This is a genomic window from Saliphagus sp. GCM10025317 (assembly GCF_042663665.1).
Classification (GTDB): Archaea; Halobacteriota; Halobacteria; order Halobacteriales; family Natrialbaceae; genus Natronosalvus.
In genome coordinates this window covers 1,995,433-2,017,887 of the sequence record NZ_JBHTAQ010000005.1, presented here as the reverse complement: position 1 = coordinate 2,017,887, position 22,455 = coordinate 1,995,433, and the positions used below count along the sequence as shown (strand labels likewise).

At 61.7% G+C, this 22,455-nt stretch carries 16 protein-coding genes and 1 pseudogene; 7 read left to right on the top strand and 10 right to left on the bottom strand.

The window, feature by feature from the left end; translation table 11 throughout:
* Nucleotides 1-630 precede the first annotated feature (630 nt).
* Entirely contained in the window at nucleotides 631-1,977 is a 1,347-nt protein-coding gene (locus ACFQS4_RS11785) for an RNase J family beta-CASP ribonuclease (protein ID WP_497901698.1), read from the top strand.
* Nucleotides 1,978-2,096: 119 nt separating this feature from the next.
* Here ACFQS4_RS11785 and ACFQS4_RS11780 read toward each other — a convergent pair whose 3' ends face one another.
* Nucleotides 2,097-2,291, bottom strand: coding sequence for a DUF5786 family protein (locus tag ACFQS4_RS11780; RefSeq protein ID WP_254156513.1), 195 nt, complete (start codon nucleotides 2,289-2,291; stop codon nucleotides 2,097-2,099).
* A 477-nt stretch (nucleotides 2,292-2,768) separates the two neighbouring features.
* Between ACFQS4_RS11780 and ACFQS4_RS11775 the strand changes: the two genes are divergently transcribed.
* Complete coding sequence (locus ACFQS4_RS11775) at nucleotides 2,769-3,425, top strand: DUF7504 family protein (protein ID WP_497901697.1); 657 nt, start codon at nucleotides 2,769-2,771, stop codon at nucleotides 3,423-3,425.
* A 102-nt stretch (nucleotides 3,426-3,527) separates the two neighbouring features.
* Here ACFQS4_RS11775 and ACFQS4_RS11770 read toward each other — a convergent pair whose 3' ends face one another.
* A complete protein-coding gene (locus tag ACFQS4_RS11770) occupies nucleotides 3,528-4,883 on the bottom strand; it encodes an MFS transporter (RefSeq protein WP_497901696.1) in 1,356 nt (451 codons plus the stop codon).
* 153 nt (nucleotides 4,884-5,036) lie between these two features.
* On the opposite strand from ACFQS4_RS11770, the gene ACFQS4_RS11765 reads away from it, so the two are divergent.
* Both ACFQS4_RS11765 and ACFQS4_RS11760 read left to right on the top strand, forming a co-directional pair.
* Nucleotides 5,037-5,213, top strand: a complete 177-nt coding sequence (locus ACFQS4_RS11765) for an amphi-Trp domain-containing protein (RefSeq protein WP_497901695.1) — start codon at nucleotides 5,037-5,039, stop codon at nucleotides 5,211-5,213.
* Between the two features lie 204 nt (nucleotides 5,214-5,417).
* The gene (locus tag ACFQS4_RS11760) at nucleotides 5,418-5,819 is read left to right on the top strand and encodes a hypothetical protein (protein ID WP_497901694.1); all 402 of its coding nucleotides are present in this window, start codon (nucleotides 5,418-5,420) and stop codon (nucleotides 5,817-5,819) included.
* A gap of 44 nt (nucleotides 5,820-5,863) precedes the next feature.
* Here ACFQS4_RS11760 and ACFQS4_RS11755 read toward each other — a convergent pair whose 3' ends face one another.
* Nucleotides 5,864-7,774, bottom strand: a complete 1,911-nt coding sequence (locus ACFQS4_RS11755) for a beta-CASP ribonuclease aCPSF1 (protein WP_497901693.1) — start codon at nucleotides 7,772-7,774, stop codon at nucleotides 5,864-5,866.
* 640 nt (nucleotides 7,775-8,414) lie between these two features.
* Here ACFQS4_RS11755 and ACFQS4_RS11750 point away from each other — a divergent pair.
* A complete protein-coding gene (locus ACFQS4_RS11750) occupies nucleotides 8,415-9,182 on the top strand; it encodes a hypothetical protein (protein ID WP_497901692.1) in 768 nt (255 codons plus the stop codon).
* A 108-nt stretch (nucleotides 9,183-9,290) separates the two neighbouring features.
* On the opposite strand, the gene ACFQS4_RS11745 is transcribed toward ACFQS4_RS11750, so the two are convergent.
* From ACFQS4_RS11745 to ACFQS4_RS11730, 4 genes are read right to left on the bottom strand one after another with little or no spacing between them, the layout of a single operon-like run.
* Complete coding sequence (locus ACFQS4_RS11745) at nucleotides 9,291-11,303, bottom strand: SpoVR family protein (protein WP_497901691.1); 2,013 nt, start codon at nucleotides 11,301-11,303, stop codon at nucleotides 9,291-9,293.
* The gene (locus ACFQS4_RS11740) at nucleotides 11,296-12,624 is read right to left on the bottom strand and encodes a YeaH/YhbH family protein (protein ID WP_497901690.1); all 1,329 of its coding nucleotides are present in this window, start codon (nucleotides 12,622-12,624) and stop codon (nucleotides 11,296-11,298) included. The genes ACFQS4_RS11745 and ACFQS4_RS11740 overlap by 8 nt, the downstream gene beginning before the upstream one ends.
* Nucleotides 12,615-14,900: a PrkA family serine protein kinase gene (locus ACFQS4_RS11735; protein WP_497901689.1), complete on the bottom strand. Its 2,286-nt coding sequence runs from the start codon at nucleotides 14,898-14,900 to the stop codon at nucleotides 12,615-12,617. Before ACFQS4_RS11735 ends, ACFQS4_RS11740 begins: the two co-directional genes overlap by 10 nt.
* 1 nt (nucleotide 14,901) lies before the next feature.
* Nucleotides 14,902-16,974, bottom strand: coding sequence for a PrkA family serine protein kinase (locus tag ACFQS4_RS11730; RefSeq protein ID WP_497901688.1), 2,073 nt, complete (start codon nucleotides 16,972-16,974; stop codon nucleotides 14,902-14,904).
* Between the two features lie 588 nt (nucleotides 16,975-17,562).
* Here ACFQS4_RS11730 and ACFQS4_RS11725 point away from each other — a divergent pair.
* Nucleotides 17,563-17,976: a DUF5820 family protein gene (locus ACFQS4_RS11725; protein ID WP_497901687.1), complete on the top strand. Its 414-nt coding sequence runs from the start codon at nucleotides 17,563-17,565 to the stop codon at nucleotides 17,974-17,976.
* Between the two features lie 54 nt (nucleotides 17,977-18,030).
* Here the strand turns inward: ACFQS4_RS11725 and ACFQS4_RS11720 are convergent, their stop codons facing one another.
* The gene (locus tag ACFQS4_RS11720) at nucleotides 18,031-19,539 is read right to left on the bottom strand and encodes a DUF790 family protein (RefSeq protein WP_497901686.1); all 1,509 of its coding nucleotides are present in this window, start codon (nucleotides 19,537-19,539) and stop codon (nucleotides 18,031-18,033) included.
* Between the two features lie 350 nt (nucleotides 19,540-19,889).
* Between ACFQS4_RS11720 and ACFQS4_RS11715 the strand changes: the two genes are divergently transcribed.
* On the top strand, nucleotides 19,890-20,435 hold the full coding sequence (locus tag ACFQS4_RS11715) for a hypothetical protein (RefSeq protein WP_497901685.1): 546 nt from the start codon (nucleotides 19,890-19,892) through the stop codon (nucleotides 20,433-20,435).
* Nucleotides 20,436-20,468: 33 nt separating this feature from the next.
* On the opposite strand, the gene ACFQS4_RS11710 is transcribed toward ACFQS4_RS11715, so the two are convergent.
* Complete coding sequence (locus ACFQS4_RS11710; protein ID WP_497901684.1) at nucleotides 20,469-21,785, bottom strand: TIGR00341 family protein; 1,317 nt, start codon at nucleotides 21,783-21,785, stop codon at nucleotides 20,469-20,471.
* A gap of 150 nt (nucleotides 21,786-21,935) precedes the next feature.
* Nucleotides 21,936-22,360: pseudogene (locus tag ACFQS4_RS11705) on the bottom strand (universal stress protein).
* Between the last annotated feature and the right edge of the window lie 95 nt (nucleotides 22,361-22,455).

Below are 22,455 nucleotides of genomic sequence, written 5' to 3'. Positions count from 1 at the left end.
CCGAGAACCGTGGGAGGCCCGGCAGTTCGAGGTGCAGCGAGCGGAGCGAGCGATCCTCGAACGTAAGAAAAGGCGTGAAATGCGGTTTATTTCACGACTTTTCATGCAGTTCAAATCTGCCCCAACCCACTTTTCAGCGACACAACGCGACGAGCGTAGCGTGGCGCGTAGCGCCACGGAAATGCGAACGACGAAGTCGTGAGTGTAGCGAGTCGCTCGTCGTTGAAAAGTTGTCACGGGTAGATTTGAACCCTGAAAGTCGCAGTTCGCACAGCGAACGGAGTGAGCGAGCAAGAACGTCTTCCTTCGGTTCAAATCTGTCCAACCCCCGTCCTCACGCTGTAATCTTGACCAGACGGCGTCGGACTCTTTAGAACCGTTCGTCGTCCATGAGAACCACCTCGAGTGAGCGCCAGTCGCCTATTGGGTGTGCTCCTCGAGCACGAACCCCGAAGTATATAGGCTCGAGGAGTCACTACCCATATAACCGAAAGACGCGCTGTCCCTCACACGGATGCGGGTGACCGTCAAGACGACGAGCACGCTCGTTACCGCGACCGACGCCTCTCACTGACGCTGTACTCGCTCTATTCCATTCCCTGTGGCTGGACCGCTATGATCGGCTAAACTATGGAAATCGAAATTGCAACCATCGGCGGTTACGAGGAAGTTGGACGGCAGATGACTGCCGTACGTGCAGGAAACGATATCGTCATCTTCGACATGGGTCTGAACCTCTCGAAGGTCCTCATTCACGACAACATCCAGACGGAGAACATGCACAGCCTCGACCTGATCGACATGGGCGCCATCCCCGACGATCGGGTCATGAGCGACCTCGACGGTGACGTCCAGGCGATCGTCCCGACCCACGGCCACCTCGACCACATCGGTGCCATTTCCAAACTGGCACATCGATACGATGCGCCGGTCGTCGCGACGCCATTTACGCTCGCGTTAGTCGAACAGGAACTCGAAGACGAGGACAAATTCAGTTCGGACAGCGAACTCGTCGAGATGGACCCTGGCGAGTCGATGACCATCGGCGACCACGGGTGTGAACTCGAGTTCGTCAACGTCACCCACTCGATCATCGACGCGATCAACCCAGTCCTGCACACGCCCGAGGGCGCCATCGTCTACGGCCTGGACAAGCGTATGGACCACACGCCCGTCATCGGCGACCCCATCGACATGAAGCGCTTCCGCGAGATCGGTCGCGAGGGCGAAGGCGTCCTGTGTTACATCGAGGACTGCACCAACGCGAACAAGAAGGGGCGAACCCCCTCCGAAAACGTCGCTCGCGAACACCTCCGGGACGTCCTCTACAGCATGGAGGATTACGACGGCGGCATCGTCGCCACCACGTTCTCCTCACACATCGCTCGCGTGAAGAGCCTCGTCGAGTTCGCCGACGACATCGGCCGTCAGCCCGTCCTGCTCGGGCGCTCGATGGAGAAGTACTCCGGCACCGCGGAACGACTCGGCTTCGTCGACTTCCCGGACAACCTGGGCATGTTCGGCTACCGCAGATCGATCGATCAGTCGTTCGAACGGATCATGAACGATGGCAAAGAGGACTTCCTGCCCATCGTGACGGGCCACCAGGGCGAACCCCGCGCGATGCTCACGCGTATGGCCCGCGGCGAGACTTCCTACGAACTGGACGACGGCGACAAAGTCGTCTTCTCCGCTCGCGTCATCCCCGAACCAACCAACGAGGGCCAGCGCTACCAGGCCGAGAAACTGCTCGGCATGCAGGGTGCCCGCGTGTATTCCGATATTCACGTGTCGGGTCACCTCTGCCAGGAGGGCCACTACACGATGCTCGACGCACTTCAGCCCCAGCACATCATCCCCGCTCACCAGGATCTCAAAGGCTTCTCCGGATACGTCGACCTCGCCTCGAATCAAGGATATGCACTCGGGCGCGATATTCACGTCACGTCGAACGGGAATATCATCCAGCTCGTTTGAATTGAAGCACGACCCACCCGGTCGAGTGATTCGCTCCTGAAATATCTGCGGGCGATATTTATTGCTGTGTAAATTAGCAATATAGTTTCACTGAACGGTAGGCCGATCCAACAGCGGCTTCACTCGTCGTCCTGTGCCTTCTTGTCTTTGATGTCTTTGAGTTGTCCGAGTAGGTCGTCGGTCGAACTACCGTTTTCGACAGTAATCGTTCCCTCGTGTTCGTGTTCGTGGACACTCACGGCAGCATCTTCGTCATCTTCTGTATCCGCGTTTTGATGCTGTTGCTCAGACTCATCGTAGCTTCCAAAACCCATAGTAACAGGATGAGAGCCCAGTGGTATAGTTCCAGCGGTTCAACTATGTCGTTATGAAGGGACGTCAAAAATGGACGAAAAATACTTACGCGTCGCTAGAAAACTAGAATTCAGCTTCAGTGCGGCCAGGTTATCTTCACCGTTCGTAGCTGCCCCATATCGGATCTGATCGGTTTGGCCGCACATTTGCTCGAGACCGCTCCGTTGATCTCCGCTGAGCGGTCTACCAGACGTATCTTGTGAATCATGACTTCAGAACGTGACCTTCCCTGTGCAGCCCGCGGGGGTGAACTCGAAGAAGCGATGGTTGACCCGTTGGAAGCGGGGGCTTCAGTGACGACGACTGATTCGACCGTCGTCACAGTATGCCAATCGAGTGGTGAACGGTACTACCCCGAACAGACACTCCGTACGCTCGATCAGTCATCGACTCCAGAATCGAACAGTGAGTGACTAACCCAGATTCGAAAAACACCTATGCCAACACCCAACTCCGACGAACACCTCCGAACAATCGATTTCGAGGGACTTCCAGACAGTCTTACCGAGGATTCAGTGATCCTCGTCGCAAAACCTGCTCCACTGGAGGAGCACGCCGTCTCGCACCGGATTTTGGATCGTTATACGTCTCCCGAAGAACGCCGAATTGTCGTCACGACGGCTATTTCTGCTGAACGAACGATCCGCCAGCAAACAGCTCTCGCATCACCTGAATCGGGTCGATTCGGGGTCGTCGATGCGACTCCGCAAAACCATCCTTCCTCCCCGTTTCAAAAGTATCCAGTCGTCTCGTTACCGCACTCGGTCGAATTGACTCGGCTCGTACTCGCACTCTGGGAGCTAGAAGCCTCGATGGCGAGCGATAGCCGGACGACCCATTTTGGGATTCGATCACTCACGCCGCTACTCGTAGACGAGGGTCTGGAACGCACTATCAGTGTCCTCGAACACCTCATCGAGGGGCGGACTGACTCGGGGCTCGTCGTCCTCGGTCTCGAGTACACCAGACACGACGAGGCCACGCTCTCTGCACTGAGGGAGATCGTCGATGGAATCGTCTGGATTGAAGAACGAACGGATGGTTCAATTTCGGCGGAGTACCGGCGAGTACACGAACAACTCAGTGGCATCTGATCTTGCTTTTCTTCAAGCTACCTATACAGTCAATTGCAAGAGTATCTCACGGTCTCCTGTAAGATTCCTACGGGAGACAACGAGAATTCGAATCGATTTTCTTCACCACTCCATGAGCGCGCTTCGTCCATGGAAACGCACGAGAATAACGAGAAACGTCGTCACGCCAGTCAGCGCGAACGCACCACCGACGTAGAAGACCGACGCCATACTCACCTCAATCATCAGCCAACCACCGAGCAGCGGAGCGATCACGCTTCCCGGACGCCAGACGAGTTCGCGGATACCGAAACTCGAGGCGACACCACCTTCCTCGGTGCCTTCGTCGGCGAACAACGCCATGCTTGCTGGTTCACGAAAGCTATCCGCGATGCCGAGGAGTCCGGAGAGGAAAACGAGCGGGAAAAATGCCGGAGATACCTCGCCAATCAGGACGAGTTGATCGGTAACCGAGTCGTATGGCAGCCACGCAGGGAGCGTGCTTCCGGCGAGCACACCGGGAACTGCTACGACGAGTTCAGATGGAAGTCCGAGTATTGCCCCCAGCCATGGTGAGAGAGGGACGACCAACGCGATGAGTCCGTAGGCCGCCCCACCTGCAAAGACGAACAGTGCCCGTCCGTATCCGTCCGAGAGCCGTCCGGTAAACGGTTGGCAGCACATGTTAGTGAACTTTTCAGCGACGACCGTCAGCGCGACGGCGAAGCCGCCGTAGGCGAGTCCGCCTTCAGCAGCGGAGAGACCGGCAAAGATCGGCACCCACGTCCGAACGAGGGTTACAGCGAACGCGTACTGAAAGCGAAACGTCGAGAGCGTCAGGATGCGCCGATTGAGTGCCAAACCCGAAAACGGGAATCCTTCGATCCGCGTTTCGTCCGGGTCCAGGTACCAGAACGTTCCGACCCAGGCGACGACCATAATGCAGACGATGACGAGGAAGATCGGACCGAACCCGAACGCGTCGTAGAGCGTGCCCGCGCTGATGCTGCCGAGTATCGACGCCCCAAAGCTCGCCGCGTTTGCTTTTCCGATGTAGTTCGCTCGCGTTCCCACGTCGGCAATCTGGCCGACGAGCGACAGTGTCATCAGACCAGTGCCCGTGACGGCGATCCCCTGCAGCGCACGGATCGCGATGAAGGAAGCGCTCGAGTCGACGACCGGAAACAGCGCGTAGACGCCAACGCCGACGCCGAGGACGACGAGCAGGACGAGCCGTTTATCGAAGCGGTCACCCGCCCAGGCGAGCGGGACGATGGCGACGGTCTGTGCGAGGGTGAACCCGGTCGTATACAGTCCGATGATGAGACCGGCGCTAATCGTTATCCCGAGAATGGTCGTACTCGACGGATCGAGCGCGTTGATGTAGTACGGCAGCAGCGTGATCAGCGTAATGAAGCCGAATCCTTCCGCGAACCGTGTGAGATAGAGCACCCAAAATTGGGCTCGTTTGTCGTCCACACCCTGATTTTTGACGATCCGAGTAAAGACATTTCGATAATCGCAGGGTGTGCATTCCACCGATACCAGAAAGGGGCTCGCGAGTACATGCCGTTTCCAGCACGTGGGAAGTGGGTAAGGGCTATCACGCGCTGGTCGAAGTGGTATCGGCCGATGCCCGAAGAAGAACTCTTCAAAACGGAGGAATCGCGAACTCGAGGAGAGGTCGCCGAGGCCCTCGTTGCTGCTGCCGAACAGATCGAAACCGGCTCCGTCCACTTAGAGAGTGCGACGGAGGACGAGCACGTGACGATTCCCGAAACGACGACGCTCGAGGTCGAACTCGAGTGATTCACCGATTCCGAAACCAGCGAGCAGCGATACGAACTCGAGTACGAGATTCGGTGGATCGAGTAACGTTGGTTGCACCGACTTCGGGAGCTCAAGTAGCACACTTGCACGGTAGTGAGCGGTTCCCAGAGTGACGGTTTTGGAGAAAGGTTCTACATCGAAACACCCATTACAGTATTCACACATTATACAGATGAATAGAATATGTCTCGGTGGTCTCGTCTTCGGATCACGTACGCTCTTGCTGTCGTCGGTATCCTTGCCCTGTTCGTCGCACCGTTTTACCCGGGTATCTTTGGGAAATCGTCGGAGTCCTTTCTGGGCCAGCTTATTATAGCGAACCTGATCGCGTGGCCGTATTGCATCTTTCTTGCCGTTTTTCTCGGTGTATCAGGTGGAATGTATCCCCTCCGCGTCTATCTCGGATTCGTTGGGGTGGGTTACGCCATACTCACGCTCGGCCTCGTACCGCCGCACGTAGTGACGAACGACGGTGTCCCCTCCAGTGGAGCGATCGTGCCTGTTGCGATTATCGCGGTGTGGGGAACGATAGTGGTTGGGTTTGGCTATTTCGTTGGGTACGGGCTAGTTCATGGGGAACGCTGACTACTGGTTCGCGCTGTTGAGCGCCTCAAAACGAAGAGCGGGTTTCAGGGGAACCGGAACGTCTCCAGATTCTTCGGCTGATAGGTCCTGACGTTGTAGTTCTGGTACAGTGCAGAGGAGAGTTGGTCCGTCGCCTGTTCGTCGCCGTGGACGCACAGAATCGTCTCCGGTCGTGGATTCATCTCGCCGACGTACTGCTCGAGCCCGGCTCGGTCGGCGTGACCGGAGAAGCCGCTCACCGATTCGATCCTGAGTTCGAGCGTCAGGCGATTCGCGCGGTCGGCCCGTCCAGGAAGGGTGATTTCCACGTTCCCACCCTGGATTCTGCGCCCGAGCGTCCCCTCGGCCTGGTACCCGACGAACATGAGGGTGTTCGCCGGGTCCGGTCCGAGCAGTTCGAGCCAGGACATGATCGGCCCGCCGGTCACCATCCCGGACGTCGAGAGGATCACGCAGGGCTCACCGCTCGCAATCTCTTCGCGCATTTCCTGTCCACCGTCCACCTGCTGGAACTGGTCTGCGACGAACGGATTCTCGTCTTCGTGTAAAATGCGCTGTTGTAGCCCATCTCTGAGGTACTCGGGGTACGCCGTGTGAATCGCGGTCGCCTCCCGAATCATCCCGTCCAGATAGACCGGCATCGTCGGAATCGTTCCCTCCCGCATCGCCTCCTCGAGGACCAACATGAGTTCCTGGGACCGACCAACCGCGAATGCGGGGATGACGACGATCCCGTCCTCCTCGTACGTCTCCCTGATGATTTCGTGGACCTTCGCTTCGCTCTCCTCGGTGTCCGTCTGATAGTCGCCACGGCGACCGTACGTCGACTCCATGACCATCGCCTCCGCACGGGGGAAGTTGTTCACGGCACCGTTGAACAGCCGAGTCGGCTCGTAGTGAACGTCGCCCGAGAAGAGGACGTTGTAGAACCCGCTTCCGATGTGAAAGTGAGCGGAGGCGCTTCCCAGAATGTGGCCCGCATTGTGCATCGTCAGTTTGACGTCCGGGGCGATGTCGGTGACGTCGCCGTACTCGACCGGAATCGTGTGCTTGATCGCCTGTCGAACCTGCTCGCTCGAGTACGGCGGGGTTCGCCCCTCCTTCGAGGCAACGGTCAGGTAGTCGAGTTGCAACAGCCCCATCAGATCCCGCGTCGGTTCCGTCGTGTAAATCGGCCCGTCGTAGCCGTACTTGAACAACAGCGGAAGCAACGCGCTGTGGTCGAGGTGAGCGTGGGTCAGCACGACGGCGTCGATACCCGTTAGCGGCATCGCCTCGGGCGCGTGAAGGTAAGGTACTTCTCCCTCGGCTCCGGGTTTGTCGCCGCAATCGATGAGAATCCGCGTATTCGGGGTGTGGAGCACGAAACTCGCGCGACCGACTTCGCGACAACAGCCCAGCGTCGTGATCCGCACCCACTCGAGGTCCTTCTCGGGCTCTCCGTGAATCTTCTCGCCGACTTTTGCGAGGAACTCGCGTCGTTCCCCGCGTTCCTGGGTCAGGAAGTTCCTGACGTTGTCGACGGTCGAGGACTCCATCGGCGGTGTTCGAACCACTTCCAGGTTCCAGCCGATTTCCCGGGTGATTTCGCGGAGGGTACTTCCTCGCTGTCCGATGACGAGCCCTGGCTTCTCGGCTTCGACGATCACCTCCCCGATCGTCGGATAGAACTCGAGATCCCGAATTTGGGCCTCGTCAGGAGCGATTTCACGGATCTTCGTCTCCGCTTCCGATGGGCTCGACTGGGCCCCCGGCGCTGGCCGTATCGTCACCCGTTTTCGGAGTGTCCGTGCGAGGTCTCCGATGAGGTCGCTGTTTTCAGCGAACTTGCGGGGGGTCTCGGTGTAGATGACGAGGTCTGGGCCCTCGTACTGGACTTCCGTAACGTCCAGATGTGAGGGCACCTGCGTGACAATGCGTTCGTGTAAGTCTGAGTGGGTCGTATCGTCGCTCATAGGGGAGAGGATCGCTGTCTCGTCGCAATGTGACCGAAATCCACTGGGTGGTCTACGGCAGCGGCGTACTCGGGATCGACGGGCCAACTGGCCGAAATTGCCAGGAAGAATCGGTCAATCGAGTACCGAGCGCCCGGTCAACGCCGTCGAGAGACGCGATGAACTGCTACTATTGACTTTGTAACGAAGGTTAAAAACCTTCCTGCTGTGGCAGTACTGGTGTCTGCACTCACCGGAATGAATAGGGTCTGGTCATACCATCGTGTTCAGGTAGGCGAATTCCACCAGATGGCGAAGGCTTGTGACCACATGTCGGCGATTGCTAGAACGACGTGATTGACGCTATTGCTGAACGAGGGGTCTCTCTCGAAGACACGTTCGACACCGTTCCGATTGCTGTGACGTTCGGTTTGAAATCGGCACCCAGATTGGTACTATGCAACTTTGTCGACCGATGCGGTGTCCGCGTCCCACAACGTCTCCTTCGAGCCAGTTGCTACAACCACTGATGCGGGCGATTCTCGGTATAGATGAGCTGAAATCACCCCACCTCGACCGTTAGCTTCGACTGATCACGACCACGATTCCCGAACGAGAGTTTTTATACCGAAATGAAATATGTGGAGAAGACTGGTCGACTATGAATCTCGAACGATTCGATTTCAAGGGATTGACGGCCAACGCCCAACCCCCCGACGAGATTATTTCGTCCGACCGCTATGGACCACCAGACGACGAGGCACCACCTCGAGTCCTGCGATGTGCCGTCTGCGGAATTCAGGAACACGACGCGACCAACCTGCCCGTCGGCTACGCAAATCCCGTGTGTAGCGCCTGTGGCGAACTCGCCACCGACGAGGCCGGGGACGACGCGTGGGTGGGCTGGCAACCCGGTGACGAACCCGACCCGAAACCGGGGACCATCCAGCTGGCACCGGATACCGGAACGAATCCGGTGTACGTGGCGGGCGAGAAGTGTTGGCGACGGTACAATTTTGGCGGCTACGTGACCCGCCGCGATGCCTTCGACTGCGACACAATCGACGAATTCGAGGAGAAACATCGAAACGGAACCGTCTGGATTCACGTGTTCAATACTCCGCGGCCGAATGGGGTAGCCGTCTCGCGAGAGCGGTACGAATCCGTCTCCGCACAGGTGACCAATCTCGAGAACGCCATCGAGCGGATCGAGCCGTTCGAACGCAGCCCGCTCCCGTCGAAAGACGTCAGCAACGTTCGGGAACCGGTTCGTGAGCTGAGCGGCGTGGTCCAGAATCGCATCCCGGAACCGGGTGATAGCCACATCACGGAGTACGCGAGAGTAGTGACACGAACGCTACGGAGCGAACGCGACCGGTCGCAGGAGTTCCTCAGACTGTGTGAGCGGTATTACGGGGATTCGTTGTAGGGTGTCGAACTCTGAGACAATTGACTGGAGATTGGCACCGCTGCGGATGCTGGATCCCTGGCTCGAGTCGCCGTTCGTGACGGTTTTCGGTCCCAGCCTCGTCCTCGCTCAGGCCAGCCACTCCTCGGGCTTCGTATCGTAGTCGACGTCGTCGGCGGTGAGGTGCTCGACGGCCTCCCAGGGTACGTCCTCCACCGTCACCTCCTCGCCGTCGTACCGGATGCGCTTGCCCACCTCTTTAGCTTCGGGCTCCCGATTTCGTCGCCTGGCCACCTCCACGTCGTGGTCGTCGACTTCCTTGACGATGGTCAGCAGGTTCACGGGCCGACCCCACAGCTCGAACACCCGCTCGAGCGTGGCTGTCGCCTGCGGAATGTCGAGCATCACGCCGTTGTACCGGTGGCCCAGCAGGAGTTCGTTCGCGTTGTCGTAGTTGCCGTCGTAGACGGCGATACTCGGCTTCCCGAAGTTGGTGAACTGTAACAGGAGCTTCTTCTTGACGTCCTCGGCGTCGACGCTCGAGACGTGGAACTGGCCGGTCGCCCGCGAGTGCTCGTAGGTGAAGTAGTCGTTCGCGGTGATGAACTCCTGGGTCAGGAAGGCGTCGAGGAAGGTGACGTCGTTGTGGCTCTCCCGGACGTCCAGCATTCGATCCCAGCCGGCACTGAAGTCGACGTCCGCGAGCGCCTCCTCGACCGACGCGTAGCGGGCGTCGTCGAACAGGTAGCGTCCGATCGACTCGAGGTCGTTCTGGCTGACGCGAGCCAGGAACCCGCGATTCTGGGGTTTCACGAGCGAGTAGTGGCGCCGGGCGAGTCCCTCGTGGGTCAGTACCTTCCACGGGTAGCGATCGACGTCGATCTCGCCGTCGCGAGCGGCCTCGAGAGCCTCCCGGTCGACCCAGGACTCGGGCACGTCCTCGAGCGCATCGAGTGAGTCGCCGGTGATCGAGGCGATGGCGGATGGCGGCTCGAGCGCCTCGAGCACGTCCTCGAAGTCGACGACGTCTGCGAGGTTGCGCCAGGAGATCCCCTCCACGCGGAGCAGGCGCTCGAGCACTTCCCGTCGGTTCGTCGTGTTCTCGACGTACTCCCACAGGGCCATGCCCAGGCTGTAGGGGTTGAGCCCCGGCGAGGCGAGCACCTTCGCCATGTGGTCGGCGTAGTTGAGGAACTCGTCGTCGCCGGCGAAGCCCTCGTCGGTCATCATCGTGGACTCCCAGTAGGCCGCCCAACCCTCGTTCATGATCTTCGTCATCTTCTGGGCGGCGAAGTAGTACGCCTCGGTGCGCATCATGTCGAGGACGTCGCGCTGCCAGGGTTCCATCTCGCGGGCCTTCCCCGACTCCTGGTCGTACTGCTTGCCGTACTCGCGGACGAACGCGAGCACATCGGACTGCGGTTCGCTCGGAAATTCGGCGCCCGCATCCGAATCCTCGAGTCCCGCCAGCCACTCGTCGTCGAAGACCTCGCCTCTTACCTCGTCGGAGAGCCCCAGCTGGTCGAGCTTTTCGGCGAGGTCGTCGTCGAGGCCCTCCTCGGGACCGTCCATCTCGAGGCGACGCTCGAAGACCGCGTGCTGGTCGATCGTGTCCTCCAGGACGAGCGCGTTGTCGATCCACTTCTCGACCTCGGCGCGGTCGATCTCGGGGTCGGCCATGTAGTCGGCGATGGCCCGGGCGTGGCGCTCGAGTGTGGCGGCGGCGTTGACGTCGCCGTCGCCCGCCTCCCCCGTGAAGAGGCCGAACCACTCGTTGTTCGCGAAGAAGTCCGAGTGTGCTTCGACGTGGGTGATGACGGCCTTCTGGTCGGCCGTCGTGTTCGACTCCTGGAGGAAGGCGTGGGCCGGGTTGTCGTTGTTGACGATCTCGAAGGCCTTGCCGCCGCCGTACTGACCCTGCTTCTGCTGGCGGTCGTACTGCATGCCCCAGCGCCAGTGGGGATAGCGCGACTGGAAGCCCCCGTAGGCGATGAGTTCGTTCATCTCGTCGTAGTCGACGATCCAGTACTTCACCGGGTAGGGCTCGAGGCCGAGTTTCTGCGCGAGGTTGCGCGCCTCGCGGACTGGTTCCTCGAGGTCGGCGGCGACCGCTTGCTTGTGGAATCGATCCGAATTACTCATCTGAATCACCCGCTTCGGTGCTGAGGATACGGTAGATCGCGTCGGTGACGTCCTCCTCGCTGTTGACGTACGCCACCGCGACGTCGTCGGTGTCGCCGAAGTGGCGCTCGAGTTCCTCGGCGTGAGTCGCGTTGATGGCGTTCCCGCTGGGCTGGGTCTCCACGTAGGCGTGGAGGTTCGCCGGAATCGATTCCATCAGCGGGATGACGCCCTCCTCGGTGTCGTTGCTCGAGTTCTCGGAGTCGCCAGCGGCGAAGACGTAGCGGTTCCAGTCGTTCCAGGGGTACTCCTCGAGGAGTTCCCGGGCGAGTTCGTACGCACTCGAGATGCGCGTTCCCCCACCGGAGCGGATGCCAAAGAACTCCTCGCGTTCGACCTCCCAGGCGTCGGCGTCGTGGGCGATGTAGACGAACTCGGCGTTGTCGTACTTCCCGGTGAGGTACCAGTCCAGCGGGGTGAACGTCCGCTCGACGAGTTCTCGCTTCTTCTCACGCATCGACCCCGAGACGTCCCGGATGTTGACGACGACGACGTTCTTCTCTTTCTCCTCGATGATCTCGGGGTAGCGGTAGCGCTCGTCCTCGCGCCGGAACGGCACGTGCTTGATGCCGTCGCGTCGAATCTGCTCGTGGATCGTCTCGCGCTCGACGTTTTCCTCGACGTCCTCGATCGACGCCCATTTTCCGCGGGCGTCGGCTGCCTCGGCGTGGGCGTCCTCGATCCAGGCCATCGAGACGGGGAGGTTCTCGCCGCGGGCCCACTCGAAGACCTCCCGGGGAGTGATCCCTTCGACCTTGCAGACCTCGCGGACGAACTCCTCGTCGAAGTCCATCGTCAGCTTGCGCTTGAGCCCCTCCTTGAACATGCGCTCGAAGTCGAGGGTGCTGTCCGGGCCCGATCGCGTGAGGTCCGTGTACGGCCCCTCTTTCTCCTCGATGACGCGCTTGCCCTTCGGCTCGAGGTCCAGGCCGAGTTCCTCGTCGAGTTCCTGGGCGAACTCCTCGGGGTCCATCTCGTAGTACTCGTGTTCGCCGCCCTCCTCGCCTGGCTCGCCCTCCTCGCCATCGTCACCGTCGCCAGGCTGGGGCTGTGGCTGACCGACCGGCTGGCCGACGTCCGGGGTGCCGCCGTCGCCCTGGCCGACGCCGCCCTGGTCGCGCTGATCGTACTCGAATCCCGGCAGGGAGACGATCTTGATCGGGATCTGGATGTCGTTTCGATTGCCACCGCTCAGGTCGCCGTACTGGATAAACTCCGAGAGGTCCTCGCGGCGCTCTTCGCCGACTTCGCGGAATCGATCGAGGTCGTCTCTCAGTCCCATCGGTAACTCACCTGTCCCATGACGTGTCTGCTGGTCAACTCGGCCGACGCCGGGGAGTAATCGAAGTCCGCGACCAGGCGCTCGAGCGTCGCCTCCTTGACGGCCTCGGTCTCGGTGCCGCTCGGCGGGTCGTCCCACTGGTGGGGGTCGAGGTCCTCGAAGGTCCGCCTGACGTCGTCCCAGTCGTGGCTCTCGAGGACGGACCTGATGACGGGAATCGACGCGAGGTCGACGTCAGACACGGAGAAGTCCTCGTCGCGGTGCTCCCAGGCGTGGCGGTTGAGTGCGGTGATGACCTTCTCGCGGCGGAACTCCCTGACGATCTCTCGCGGCAGGTTCGACTCGTAGGCCTCCTCGGAGAATCGGCCGAGATGTTCGACCTCGAAGAGCTTCATCTTCAACGGGTCGGGGTCGATCTCTTCCCCGCGGTCGTTATACAGCGCCTCGTCGGTCTCCCAGGCGTAGACGTGCTCGACGTACTCGGCGACGGTCGCCTCGTCGACGCGTTGTTCGTGCATGATGGCCTCGATGACGTCCGACTCCTGCTGGTCGTAGACGTAGTTCTTCACGGGGACGACCCGGTTCTCGAACTCCGAGCGCTCGCCCGTCGAGAACACCGGGGCGTCGGCCAGTCCCTCGGCCATCGCGTTCAGCACGTCGCGCGGCATGACCACGTCGGCGACCGGGAGGTCGGGGTGATGGCGGTCCGCCTCGTGCTGGATGAGTTCGGCCAGCGTATCGCGGGTATAGGTGACGGGAATCCCGTGCTCACCGTCGTGGCTGTGCTCGTCGAACTCGAACTCGTCTTTGTCCCGGCGGGTGTCGCCCTCCTGCAGGTACCCCCGATCGTAGAGCAGCGCCTTGTCAATCAGGTCGAGTCCGGCGGGCGTTCCGTCCTCGTCGAGGCGTGTGACGACTGCGTAGAGGGCCGCCGCCTCGAGCGCGTGCGGAGCGAACTCGCGTTCCCGGAACTCGCCGTCGCTCTCCTTGACTGTAATGGTGATCGGCGCCCTGATCTTCTCGGCCACGTCGTCGTAGTCCTCGGCCTCCCAGATGGTCGTCTCGCCGGTGAGTTCCCGGCGGATCAACTCGGTCTCGAGGCTCAGGTTCGTCAGGTAGCCGAACTCGTGTTTGTCGAGGCGGCGCTTGAGTGCCTTCAGCGGGTCCATGCCGTTTCGGTCGGCGTGCTGGTTGAGCTGGGCCTCGAGGTCGGGGTTCGAGATGATGAGCATCTGGGTGTCGACGTCCATCGCGATGCCCTTGTCGAGTTTCACCGATCGCTCGTCGGGTACGTTGAGCAGCTTCTGGAGCAAGTCGGCGTGCTGGGCGGCGTCCTCGACCACCGTCAGGACGCCGTTGCCCTGCGAGAGGACGCCGTCGTAGCTGAACGCCTGCGGGTTCTTCCGGCCGCGGGAGTCGAGTTCCTGGAGCATCCCGTGCATCCACGACCCCACCAGCCGTTCCTTCGGGCGACCGTCGTCCTCCGCGTGGAGGACGCCGATTCCCGATCCCACGTCCACGACGTAGTTCTTCACCCGGAGGTGACTCTCGTCAGTGATCGCCGAGAACAGCCCCTCGGTGCCGCGGCGGCGGTACTGCTCCTCGAGGTAGTCGTAGGCCTCCCTGGAGAACGGATCGAGTCGGGTGTCGACCGAGATCGGGACGTGGTCGTCGAGCCGGTCGTTCAGCGTCGCGAGCAGCTCCTCCCGGACCGGCTCGGGAAAGACGGCCAGCGGGTGGACCTGGACCGGGCTCTCGTACCAGTGGTCGTCGTCGGACGGCGCGGGATTGCCACCGTAGCTCAGCCCCCGCTCGTCCGGGTCGGTCGCGTCGACGTTCCACTCGAGGGTGTAGCGACGACCCACGGGCGTCTTCGAGTACTCGCGAAGCCCGTTGACCAGGCACCGCTTGAGTTCAGACTTGCCGGTCGCGGTTGGCCCCTCGAACCAGATGATCTTCTCGTCTTTCGCCCGGCCCGCGGCGATCGACTGCAGATCGTCGACGAACTCGTTGAGCACCTCGGTATTGCCGAGGATCGCGTGCTCGCCGTCGTTTCCGGGGTCGTCGAAGAAGCGATACCGTCGCTTCTCCTCGCCCTCCTCGATCACCTCCCGGGTTCCGGCGGCTTCAATGGCCTCGAGCAGGTACTTCGAGGCGTGAGAGGCCGTCGACGGCGTCTCGAAGATCCGGTCGACGTACGCCGCGAGGGTCATCGGCTCCTCGTAGGTCTCCTCGAGCGTGCGGTCGGCCGCGTCGACGTAGTCGGTGCCGCGCATGTTAGTCCTCAATTTCGGCCTTGGCGACCTCCGCGCCAGCGAACTCGAGCACCTCCTTCGCGCCGGCTTCGGAGTAGCCCTGTTCCATCAGGGCGTCGATCCAGGCGCTGCGCTCGTCGTCGTCGAACTCGTTGGCGCTCACCAGCGCGGAGAAGTTGATGTTGTGCTTCTTGTCCTCCCAGAGCTTGCGCTCGAGGGCGCGGCGCAGACGCTCGTTGTCCTGCGGGTTGAACGTGTCGCCCTCGCGGGCGCGCCGGGAGACCCAGTTCGACACTTCCTGGCGGAAGTCGTTCTTGCGGTCCTCGGGCACGTTGAGTTTCTCCTCCACCGAGCGCAGGAACGTCTCGTCGGGCTCTTGCTCGCGGCCCGTCAGGGAGTCCTCGATGGTGTCGTCGTCGATGTAGGCCATGACGTGGTCCATGTACTTCTCGCCTTGGCGCTGAATCTCGTCGACGTCGTAGGCCAGCGCGTGGCGGACGTCCTCGATGGCGCGCTCCCTGTACTCCTCGCGAACCATCTCGAGGTAGCGGTAGTAGCGCTCGAAGTTCTCCTCCGGAATCGAGCCGTGGTGCTCGAGGTTTTCCTCGAAGAAGTTGAACACCGTCAGCGGCGAGAGGAATCCCCGCGAACGGTGCTTGGAGTCCATGATCGCCTCGGCAATCTCGTCGCCGATGAACCGCGGGGAGACGCCGACCATTCCCTCGCCGATTTCGGCTTTGCGGGCGGCTTCCTCGCGGAGCTTTTTGATGTCCAGGTCGTCACCTTCGTCGATCTCGCCGTTGTAGGCCTTCGCCTTCGAGAGTAGATCGACCGTTTCGGTGTCGGGTTCCTCGATCCGTGTCAAGACGCCGAACAGGCCCGCCATCTCGAGGGTGTGGGGCTCGACGTTGATGTCGGGCACGTCGGCGTTAGCGAGCATCTTGTCGTAGATCTGGGACTCCTGTTCGTAGGAGAGGACGTACGGGAAGTCGATGCGCTTGGTCCGGTCGTTGAACGCCTCCATCTTCTCGTCGCCCTTCTTGTCCTTGTACTCGGGCATGTTCGTCCGGCCGACGATCACCTGGTCGATGTCGATCCGGGGGTTGTTCTTCGGCTTGATCGTCATCTCCTGGGTGGCGTGCAGGAAGTCGTAGAGGAACTCCCGCTGGAGCTTCAGGAGCTCTTCACCGGAGAAGATGCCGCGGTTCGCGTTACAGAACGCTCCAGAGTAGTCGAACGCGCGCGGATCGGACTCCCCGTAGATGGCGATCTTCGAGTAGTTGACGTCGCCGGTCAACTCGGTCTCGTCCTGGTTCTTCTTGTCCTTGGGTTCGAACGTCTCGAGACACTGGCGCTTGTTCTCGTCGGCGACGAGGCGAACGATGTCGACGTGATTCGCGAGCACCTGCTGGAGGTCGTCGTCGTAGTGAGCGAGCAACTTGTCCATGTAGAACTCGCTCTCGGGATCGAGGCTCTGCTCGTTGCGGATCGTGTACGGCGCGTCGAGTCGCTCGTTCAGGTCGTCGATCACCGTCTGGCGCTGCTCGAGTGGCAGGAGGACGAGCGGGTCCTGGTTCATCGGCGAACGGACCGTGTCGTCGGTCGGGTCCTGGTCGCGGATCACGTCGCCGAGGTTGGTCCAGCGGAAGGTGTACATGCGACCCTCTTCGCGGAGCGTGTAGTCCTCGAAGTACTTGCGCACCTGTTTGTCGAAGTGCGATTTCCCGGAGCCAACCGGGCCGAGCAGGAGTTTGATCCGTCGTTCCGGACCCAGACGCCGGGCGCCGGATTTGACCTTGTTGACGAACTCGTGGATCGACTGGTGGATCACGGTCCCGTAGAACGTGTTCTCGCCGTCACCGAGGGGATCCTCGCTCGCGAGGAGGTACTCGACGACGCCTTCGGTCTCGTCGTAGGACGTGCCGTAGAAGTCGAACATGTCCGCGACGCGCTGGTGGGCGTTTCGCGTAATCTTCGGGTCTTCGTAGCACGCCTCAAGGTACCAGTCGAAGGATTGCGTCTCCCGAAGGTCTTCGGGCACGGATGCTTTGTAATCGCTGCTCAGCGTCTCGAGGGTTTCGATGTCACTAGTCATGGATTGTGTTGGGCTGGGAACCACGGGCGGGTCCGTCTGCACCGATTCGGTTCACGTTTCGATCGGTCCGACTGGGCGACCGAAACCGGCGGTCGGCACTCGGGTTCGGACTCGGTCGTCGGTCGTCTCCCGGGCGACGACAGCGCTTCGATCCGTCGAGACTCGCCGCTCTCGGTACCGGTCGGATGGGCGAAGTCGCGCGGGCGGCGTTCGCAGGGATTGTCATGTGTGAACCTTCACCACTCCGTCGACGCGGCGACTCGTTCATCGCCTGTGTCGACAGTGCACCGTGTGAAGTGAATCGATCCGTCGGTCGGATATCGATAGTGTTTAATGAGTGTGTATTCGAGACACTTAAGCATAGCCCCAAAAGATATTTACCAGGACCTTTTTCCGGCAATTCTATTCACGAACGATTGTATGTTGACACGGAACATGATCGAATAGTGCCGAGCCGTATATAAGTAAAGAGGCGCCAGTGAGCCAATTTTGCTCGCGCGCACGCTCTGACATCGCGCTCTCGAGTCCGCGTTCAAGCACCGGTCGGTGTCAGTACCGCTTTAGGGCTCGTGTGCGTACACCGAGACAATGAGCGACTTCGCGGACCTCCCCGAGGGCTGGGTCGTCTGGAGCGACCAGGACGACGGTCGAGTCGTCCTCGCCTATCGGCCCGACGTGTTCGACGCTGACGAGTATCCGGCGGCGTGTCTCCCGACGCTGTATCTCACTCACGGTAAACGGTCGCGCCGTCCGGGTGTCAATCCGGGCGACCGGTCCGCCGAACGCGACTGGCACGTCACCCTCTACCTCGAGCCAGAGGTCCACCTCCGGGAGACGAACAGATACCCGACGAGGGAAGAGGCCGTCGACTGCACGCTCGACCTCGCCGAGCGCTTTGCTGTGGGCGAGATCGACTTCCGCGAACTGTATCAGGTGCCTCGCGAGCGGTATCTCGATGCGCTCGAGGAGTTGACCGGCGACGGTGACGGCGACGACGACTGATCAGCCTGACAGCGCAACCCGTGTGAGTCGCGTCACTTACTCCGACTCAACACGCTACTCGCTTCGGCGCAATACCCCACCGCCCAGCCCTTCCCACTCGACTCGATACCCCAGCCGCGAGAGGGCGGCGCTCGTCTCCGCGAGTCCGACCCCCTCGAGGACCGTCTCCGCCTCGGCCAGCGAGAGCCCGGCCTCAAGGTCCTCCCGCAGCTCAGTGAGCACGCCGGGACGAACGAGCGACCGCCCGACGCGCTCGTGGTCGGGAAACGCCACCGCCTTGAGGGCGTCCTCCCCGACGCCGTGGCGGGCGGCGAGGTCGGCCAGCGAGATCACGTCCTCGTCCGGGACCAGTTCGTCCGGGAGGCTCGCCGCGCTCGCCGCGACCAGATCCGTCTCGTACTCGCGGAGCACGTCGGCGACGTCCTTCAGGCGAACCGTTCCGCGAAACGGAATCGCCCGGTGGTCTCTCGCCTCGATGGCCTCGCCGGCACCGAGTGACTCGTCGACGGCCACGATCATGTCGACGTCCTCGAGGCCCTCGAGCTGGCCGAGTTTCTTCTCGACGTACTCGGGCGTCCAGAAGCCCATGATCTCGAAGTAGAGCCGAAAGTCGTCGTGGCGGTAGTCGAACGCGAAGTCCGGGATCATCGCCCGCGTCCCCGTCGAGAGCGGTTCGGGCTCGCGGACGAGATCCCACTCGAGGTCCAGGTTCGTGAACCGGGCGGCGAAGTCGACCTCGACGCCGCTGTCGAAGGACACCTCGGCGACCGGGTCGGCGTCGGGCACCCGAACTGGATCGGCGTCCGACAGCGTGAGCATCCGCTCGGTTCCCCGGTCGTTGATCGTCGCCTCGAGCGACCACGCCTCGGCTTTCGCAACGGTACGCAGGAGGCGCGCGAATCGGGTCCCGTAGCGTCTGGTGGCTCGAAAGAGTGCGGTGGGCCCGGTGACGACGACGATCCGGTTTCCAGTATCGGGGACCTCGATCTCGTACATCAGGCGAAGCCGCTTGACCGCCGAGATCAGCGCCTTCGGATCGGACGACCGAACGTTGACCTCGGTCGCGTCGAACAACGCCGTCTGGGCCAGCGAGAGGTTGTACTGGGCGAGGAGACCGTCCGGATCCCACGGGACGTCCAGGTCGGCGAGCACCTGGCGCTCCTCGAGGTCGGAGAACAGACCCGCCTCGAGGTCGTCCGCCGACACGTCGCGACTTTCCGCGGCGCCCACGAGGGCCATCGCCCGCTCGTCTTCGGTGACGACGCCGACGGCTTCGGCCGCCTCGAACACCGCCGGGCGAAGCCGTTCGGGATCGAAGGGCGCCTCCGTCTCGAAGGTCGCCTCCCGCTCGCACAGGGCAGCGAATCCCCGAACGAGTTTGAAGTCGGGTGCGTCGGCCTCGAGACCGGCCAGCGCGTCCTCGAGCGTTCCCCGCTGCTCCCCGACGTGACCCTGGAACGTCCCGATGACGCGGGCGGCCAGCGGACGGTGTTCCCGGTCGGCGAACTGGAGGTGGTAGCCGCCGCCGGCCCGAGAGACGCGGAGCAGTTCCTTGCGCAGCATTCACTCGAGGTGGGCGGGCAGGGGGCAAAAATCGTCCGCTCGCACGACGCCACGGAGGCGGTGAACGACAGATTGGGGTGATTCGACTCGCCTTAATACTATAAAATCTATACTAATAATTCGATGCCCGTGCCTCGCCTGCCGCTTTCGACCGACGTCGACCGCTCCAACGACCTGCTCCCGACGGATACCCAAAACGTTTCCTCCGTTCGTGACGTTCGTCTCGAGCACATGAATCGCCGTGTTCGTCGCCGCGCTCCGCAGCGCGGACTCGCCGGGCGAGTCGCCTCGCGTCCGATTACCCCCATCGCATCGACGACCAATGCTCGAGTTGAGGAGGGTCGGTGACGATGCGACCGACGCAAATCGACGCCGCGGTGGACATCGCCTACGGCGTGTTGATCTTCCTGGCGATCGCCCTCATCGCGATGCTCGAGAACTCGCGAATTGGGATCGCGTTCGGGATCGGGGTCTTCGTGGCCTACGTCATCCACGTCGTCTGGAAGATGGCCCGGTTCGACCCCGAGTGGATGACCCAGGTTGTCGAGGAGACGGTCGAACAGACGGTTGGCGAGACAGTAGAGGAGACAGTCGGTCAGCAAGTCGGCCAACAAGTCGAAGCGTCGCTCGAGGAGACCGTCGAGAAAACGGTCACTCCGCAGGTCGAACGGACAGTCGAGCAGACAGTCGAGGCGCAGGTCGGCCAGCAGGTCGAAAAGAGCGTCGGGGCGGCCGTCGAGGAATCCGTCGGCAAGCAGGTGAGCGAGGTACAGGCCCAGGTCGAGTCGGTCGAAGAGCGCGTCGACCGGCGACCGCGCGAGGACCAGGTCGAGGAACTGATCGAGGAGTCGGTCGACAAGGCGAACGACGACCGGACGAACGATGAGGACGCGTAGGCGCCTCGAGTTCGCAGAACGAGTGCGTTGGGTCTACCCCTCCTCCCTGTAATATACCACCACTTCGGTACGTTGGGACTCGACGAGCGACCCCGTCGGAAGGCGTATCGCTGATTCGGTGTGGATACTCTCTCGAGATTCCAGTGCTTCGGCGACCTGTGGCGGGTCGGTGCCGACCGGGTAGCCGACCATGACGACGACGCGTTCCGGCTGACGGGGTGGGACCGGATCGGTGTATTCGACCGTCACGTCGATGAGCGTGAGGTCGGCATATTCGGGCGAATCGAGCACGGCGGCCACGTCGTTGGTGACGTCCTCTTCGTACATCCCGGTTCGGTAGGTATCATAGGTTACCCCGCCGAGAATCACCGAAAGCACGACGATCGTGACGGCGAGCACGACGGCGCGTTTTTTGGTGGTAACGCGCGCTTCGTCCTGCTGAAACCAGTTCTCCGGCCGATAGCCCTTGTACCAGAGAACAGCGAGACTTGTGATATTGATCACCAGAATGTTGACCAGAACGAGGACGCCTGCGGCAAGTGCGACGTTCGGAAGGCCCCATGCGATACCGATGCCGACGACACCCAGTGGCGGAACGAGAGCCGCTGCGATCATGACGCCGACGAGGGCGGCGGACGTGCCTGCAGTGAGCGTCCATGCTCCCGCTACCCCGGCGCCGGCCGCGATGACGAGTGAGAGTATATCGGGGCTTAGCCGCCCCTGGATCTCCGAAATTTCGAAGATTTCGATCATCGGTGAGACGAGTCCGGTCGTCCGGGCGACGAACGCGAAGACGGCGGCCGTGACGACGCCGATGCCAAGCCCGATCGCCTGGAGCTTGATCCCGCGACGAAACAGCGCGCGATCGTTGATGACCGTGCCGACGCTCGCACCGAGGGCCGGTCCGATCAACGGCGCAATCACCATCGACCCGACGACGACCGCCGGTGAATCGAGTAACAGGCCGGCGGTCGCGACGACCACACTCATAACCGTCATAACGAGATACGTGCTAAACCGGGGAGTGAGGTCCTTCGCCTGAGCCTGGAGCTCCTCACGGGAGATGCGCGCGGTGTTCTGCGCGTACCGCTCTTCGAGCTCGTCGTACTTCTCTGAGACGACGGTTTCTGCCTCGAGGATCACCGTGTACGACTCCTCGTCGATCCCTACGTCTCGAAGTTCATCGAGGACAGATTCGACTGCGGGAGCCGGCAACGGGAACGTGATGACGACCGAGGGCTCATCACGACTCCCTTCCTCAACGAGGGTGAATGCGATATCTTCGTCTTTGAGCGTCTCCTCGACGGCTTCACGCTTTTGCTTCGGGATCAAAAGCTCCACGAGTCGCATGCTGTCACGACCACAATGTCATGGATAAACGTTCGTCCTGACTTTAAGCCGTGTCCGCGGAACGGTTCTGGAGTGACTGGGCCCTGCTCACCCACGTCCCGGTTGAATCACTCCTCTATTGGCCGTCTCTCGAGCCTCGAACTCACCGAGTCACCGGACGACCGTCACGGGAACCGGCGACCGCCGGAACACCGTCTCGGCGACGTTCCCGACGATGACTCGATCCACGAGCGACCCGCCGTGGCTCCCGAGCACGACGACGTCGTAGTCTTCGGCCTGGTTCACGATCGCCCGCGCGGGATGGCCGAGTTGCACCGTCGTCGTAATCTCTCGACCGTGGTCGGCCGCGACGGCCGTCGCGCGCTCGAGTACCGGTTCCGCACACGCCTCGGCGGCCGCCTCGAGGTCGTCAGCCAGCGCGAGTCCGGCCGCTTCCCCCCCCCCAACATCGGCGACGGCTCGCCGACGACGTGCAGCACCGTTACCTCGGCGTCGGGGTACACCTCGAGGGCGTGCTCGAGGGCGTGTTCGGCCATCTCTGAGTCGTCGAACGGGACGAGAATGCGCGAAATCATGCCCGATCCTACGGTGGGAATCCGGATAAAAGGCGCCCGAGTCGGGCGATCAAATACATTGACATTGTTCCGTCGACACGTTCAGGGGGAGCCAA

What these genes read in the sequence shown, in the direction of transcription:
- ACFQS4_RS11720 (WP_497901686.1), bottom strand. Translation starts at nt 19,539, where the DNA reads ATGCTGCGCAAGGAACTGCTCCGCGTCTCTCGGGCCGGCGGCGGCTAC.
- ACFQS4_RS11735 (WP_497901689.1), bottom strand. Translation starts at nt 14,900, where the DNA reads ATGCGCGGCACCGACTACGTCGACGCGGCCGACCGCACGCTCGAGGAG.
- ACFQS4_RS11750 (WP_497901692.1), top strand. Translation starts at nt 8,415, where the DNA reads ATGAATCTCGAACGATTCGATTTCAAGGGATTGACGGCCAACGCCCAA.
- ACFQS4_RS11745 (WP_497901691.1), bottom strand. Translation starts at nt 11,303, where the DNA reads ATGAGTAATTCGGATCGATTCCACAAGCAAGCGGTCGCCGCCGACCTC.
- ACFQS4_RS11775 (WP_497901697.1), top strand. Translation starts at nt 2,769, where the DNA reads ATGCCAACACCCAACTCCGACGAACACCTCCGAACAATCGATTTCGAG.
- ACFQS4_RS11740 (WP_497901690.1), bottom strand. Translation starts at nt 12,624, where the DNA reads ATGGGACTGAGAGACGACCTCGATCGATTCCGCGAAGTCGGCGAAGAG.
- ACFQS4_RS11725 (WP_497901687.1), top strand. Translation starts at nt 17,563, where the DNA reads ATGAGCGACTTCGCGGACCTCCCCGAGGGCTGGGTCGTCTGGAGCGAC.
- ACFQS4_RS11785 (WP_497901698.1), top strand. Translation starts at nt 631, where the DNA reads ATGGAAATCGAAATTGCAACCATCGGCGGTTACGAGGAAGTTGGACGG.
- ACFQS4_RS11765 (WP_497901695.1), top strand. Translation starts at nt 5,037, where the DNA reads ATGCCCGAAGAAGAACTCTTCAAAACGGAGGAATCGCGAACTCGAGGA.
- ACFQS4_RS11730 (WP_497901688.1), bottom strand. Translation starts at nt 16,974, where the DNA reads ATGACTAGTGACATCGAAACCCTCGAGACGCTGAGCAGCGATTACAAA.
- ACFQS4_RS11755 (WP_497901693.1), bottom strand. Translation starts at nt 7,774, where the DNA reads ATGAGCGACGATACGACCCACTCAGACTTACACGAACGCATTGTCACG.
- ACFQS4_RS11780 (WP_254156513.1), bottom strand. Translation starts at nt 2,291, where the DNA reads ATGGGTTTTGGAAGCTACGATGAGTCTGAGCAACAGCATCAAAACGCG.
- ACFQS4_RS11715 (WP_497901685.1), top strand. Translation starts at nt 19,890, where the DNA reads ATGCGACCGACGCAAATCGACGCCGCGGTGGACATCGCCTACGGCGTG.
- ACFQS4_RS11760 (WP_497901694.1), top strand. Translation starts at nt 5,418, where the DNA reads ATGTCTCGGTGGTCTCGTCTTCGGATCACGTACGCTCTTGCTGTCGTC.
- ACFQS4_RS11710 (WP_497901684.1), bottom strand. Translation starts at nt 21,785, where the DNA reads ATGCGACTCGTGGAGCTTTTGATCCCGAAGCAAAAGCGTGAAGCCGTC.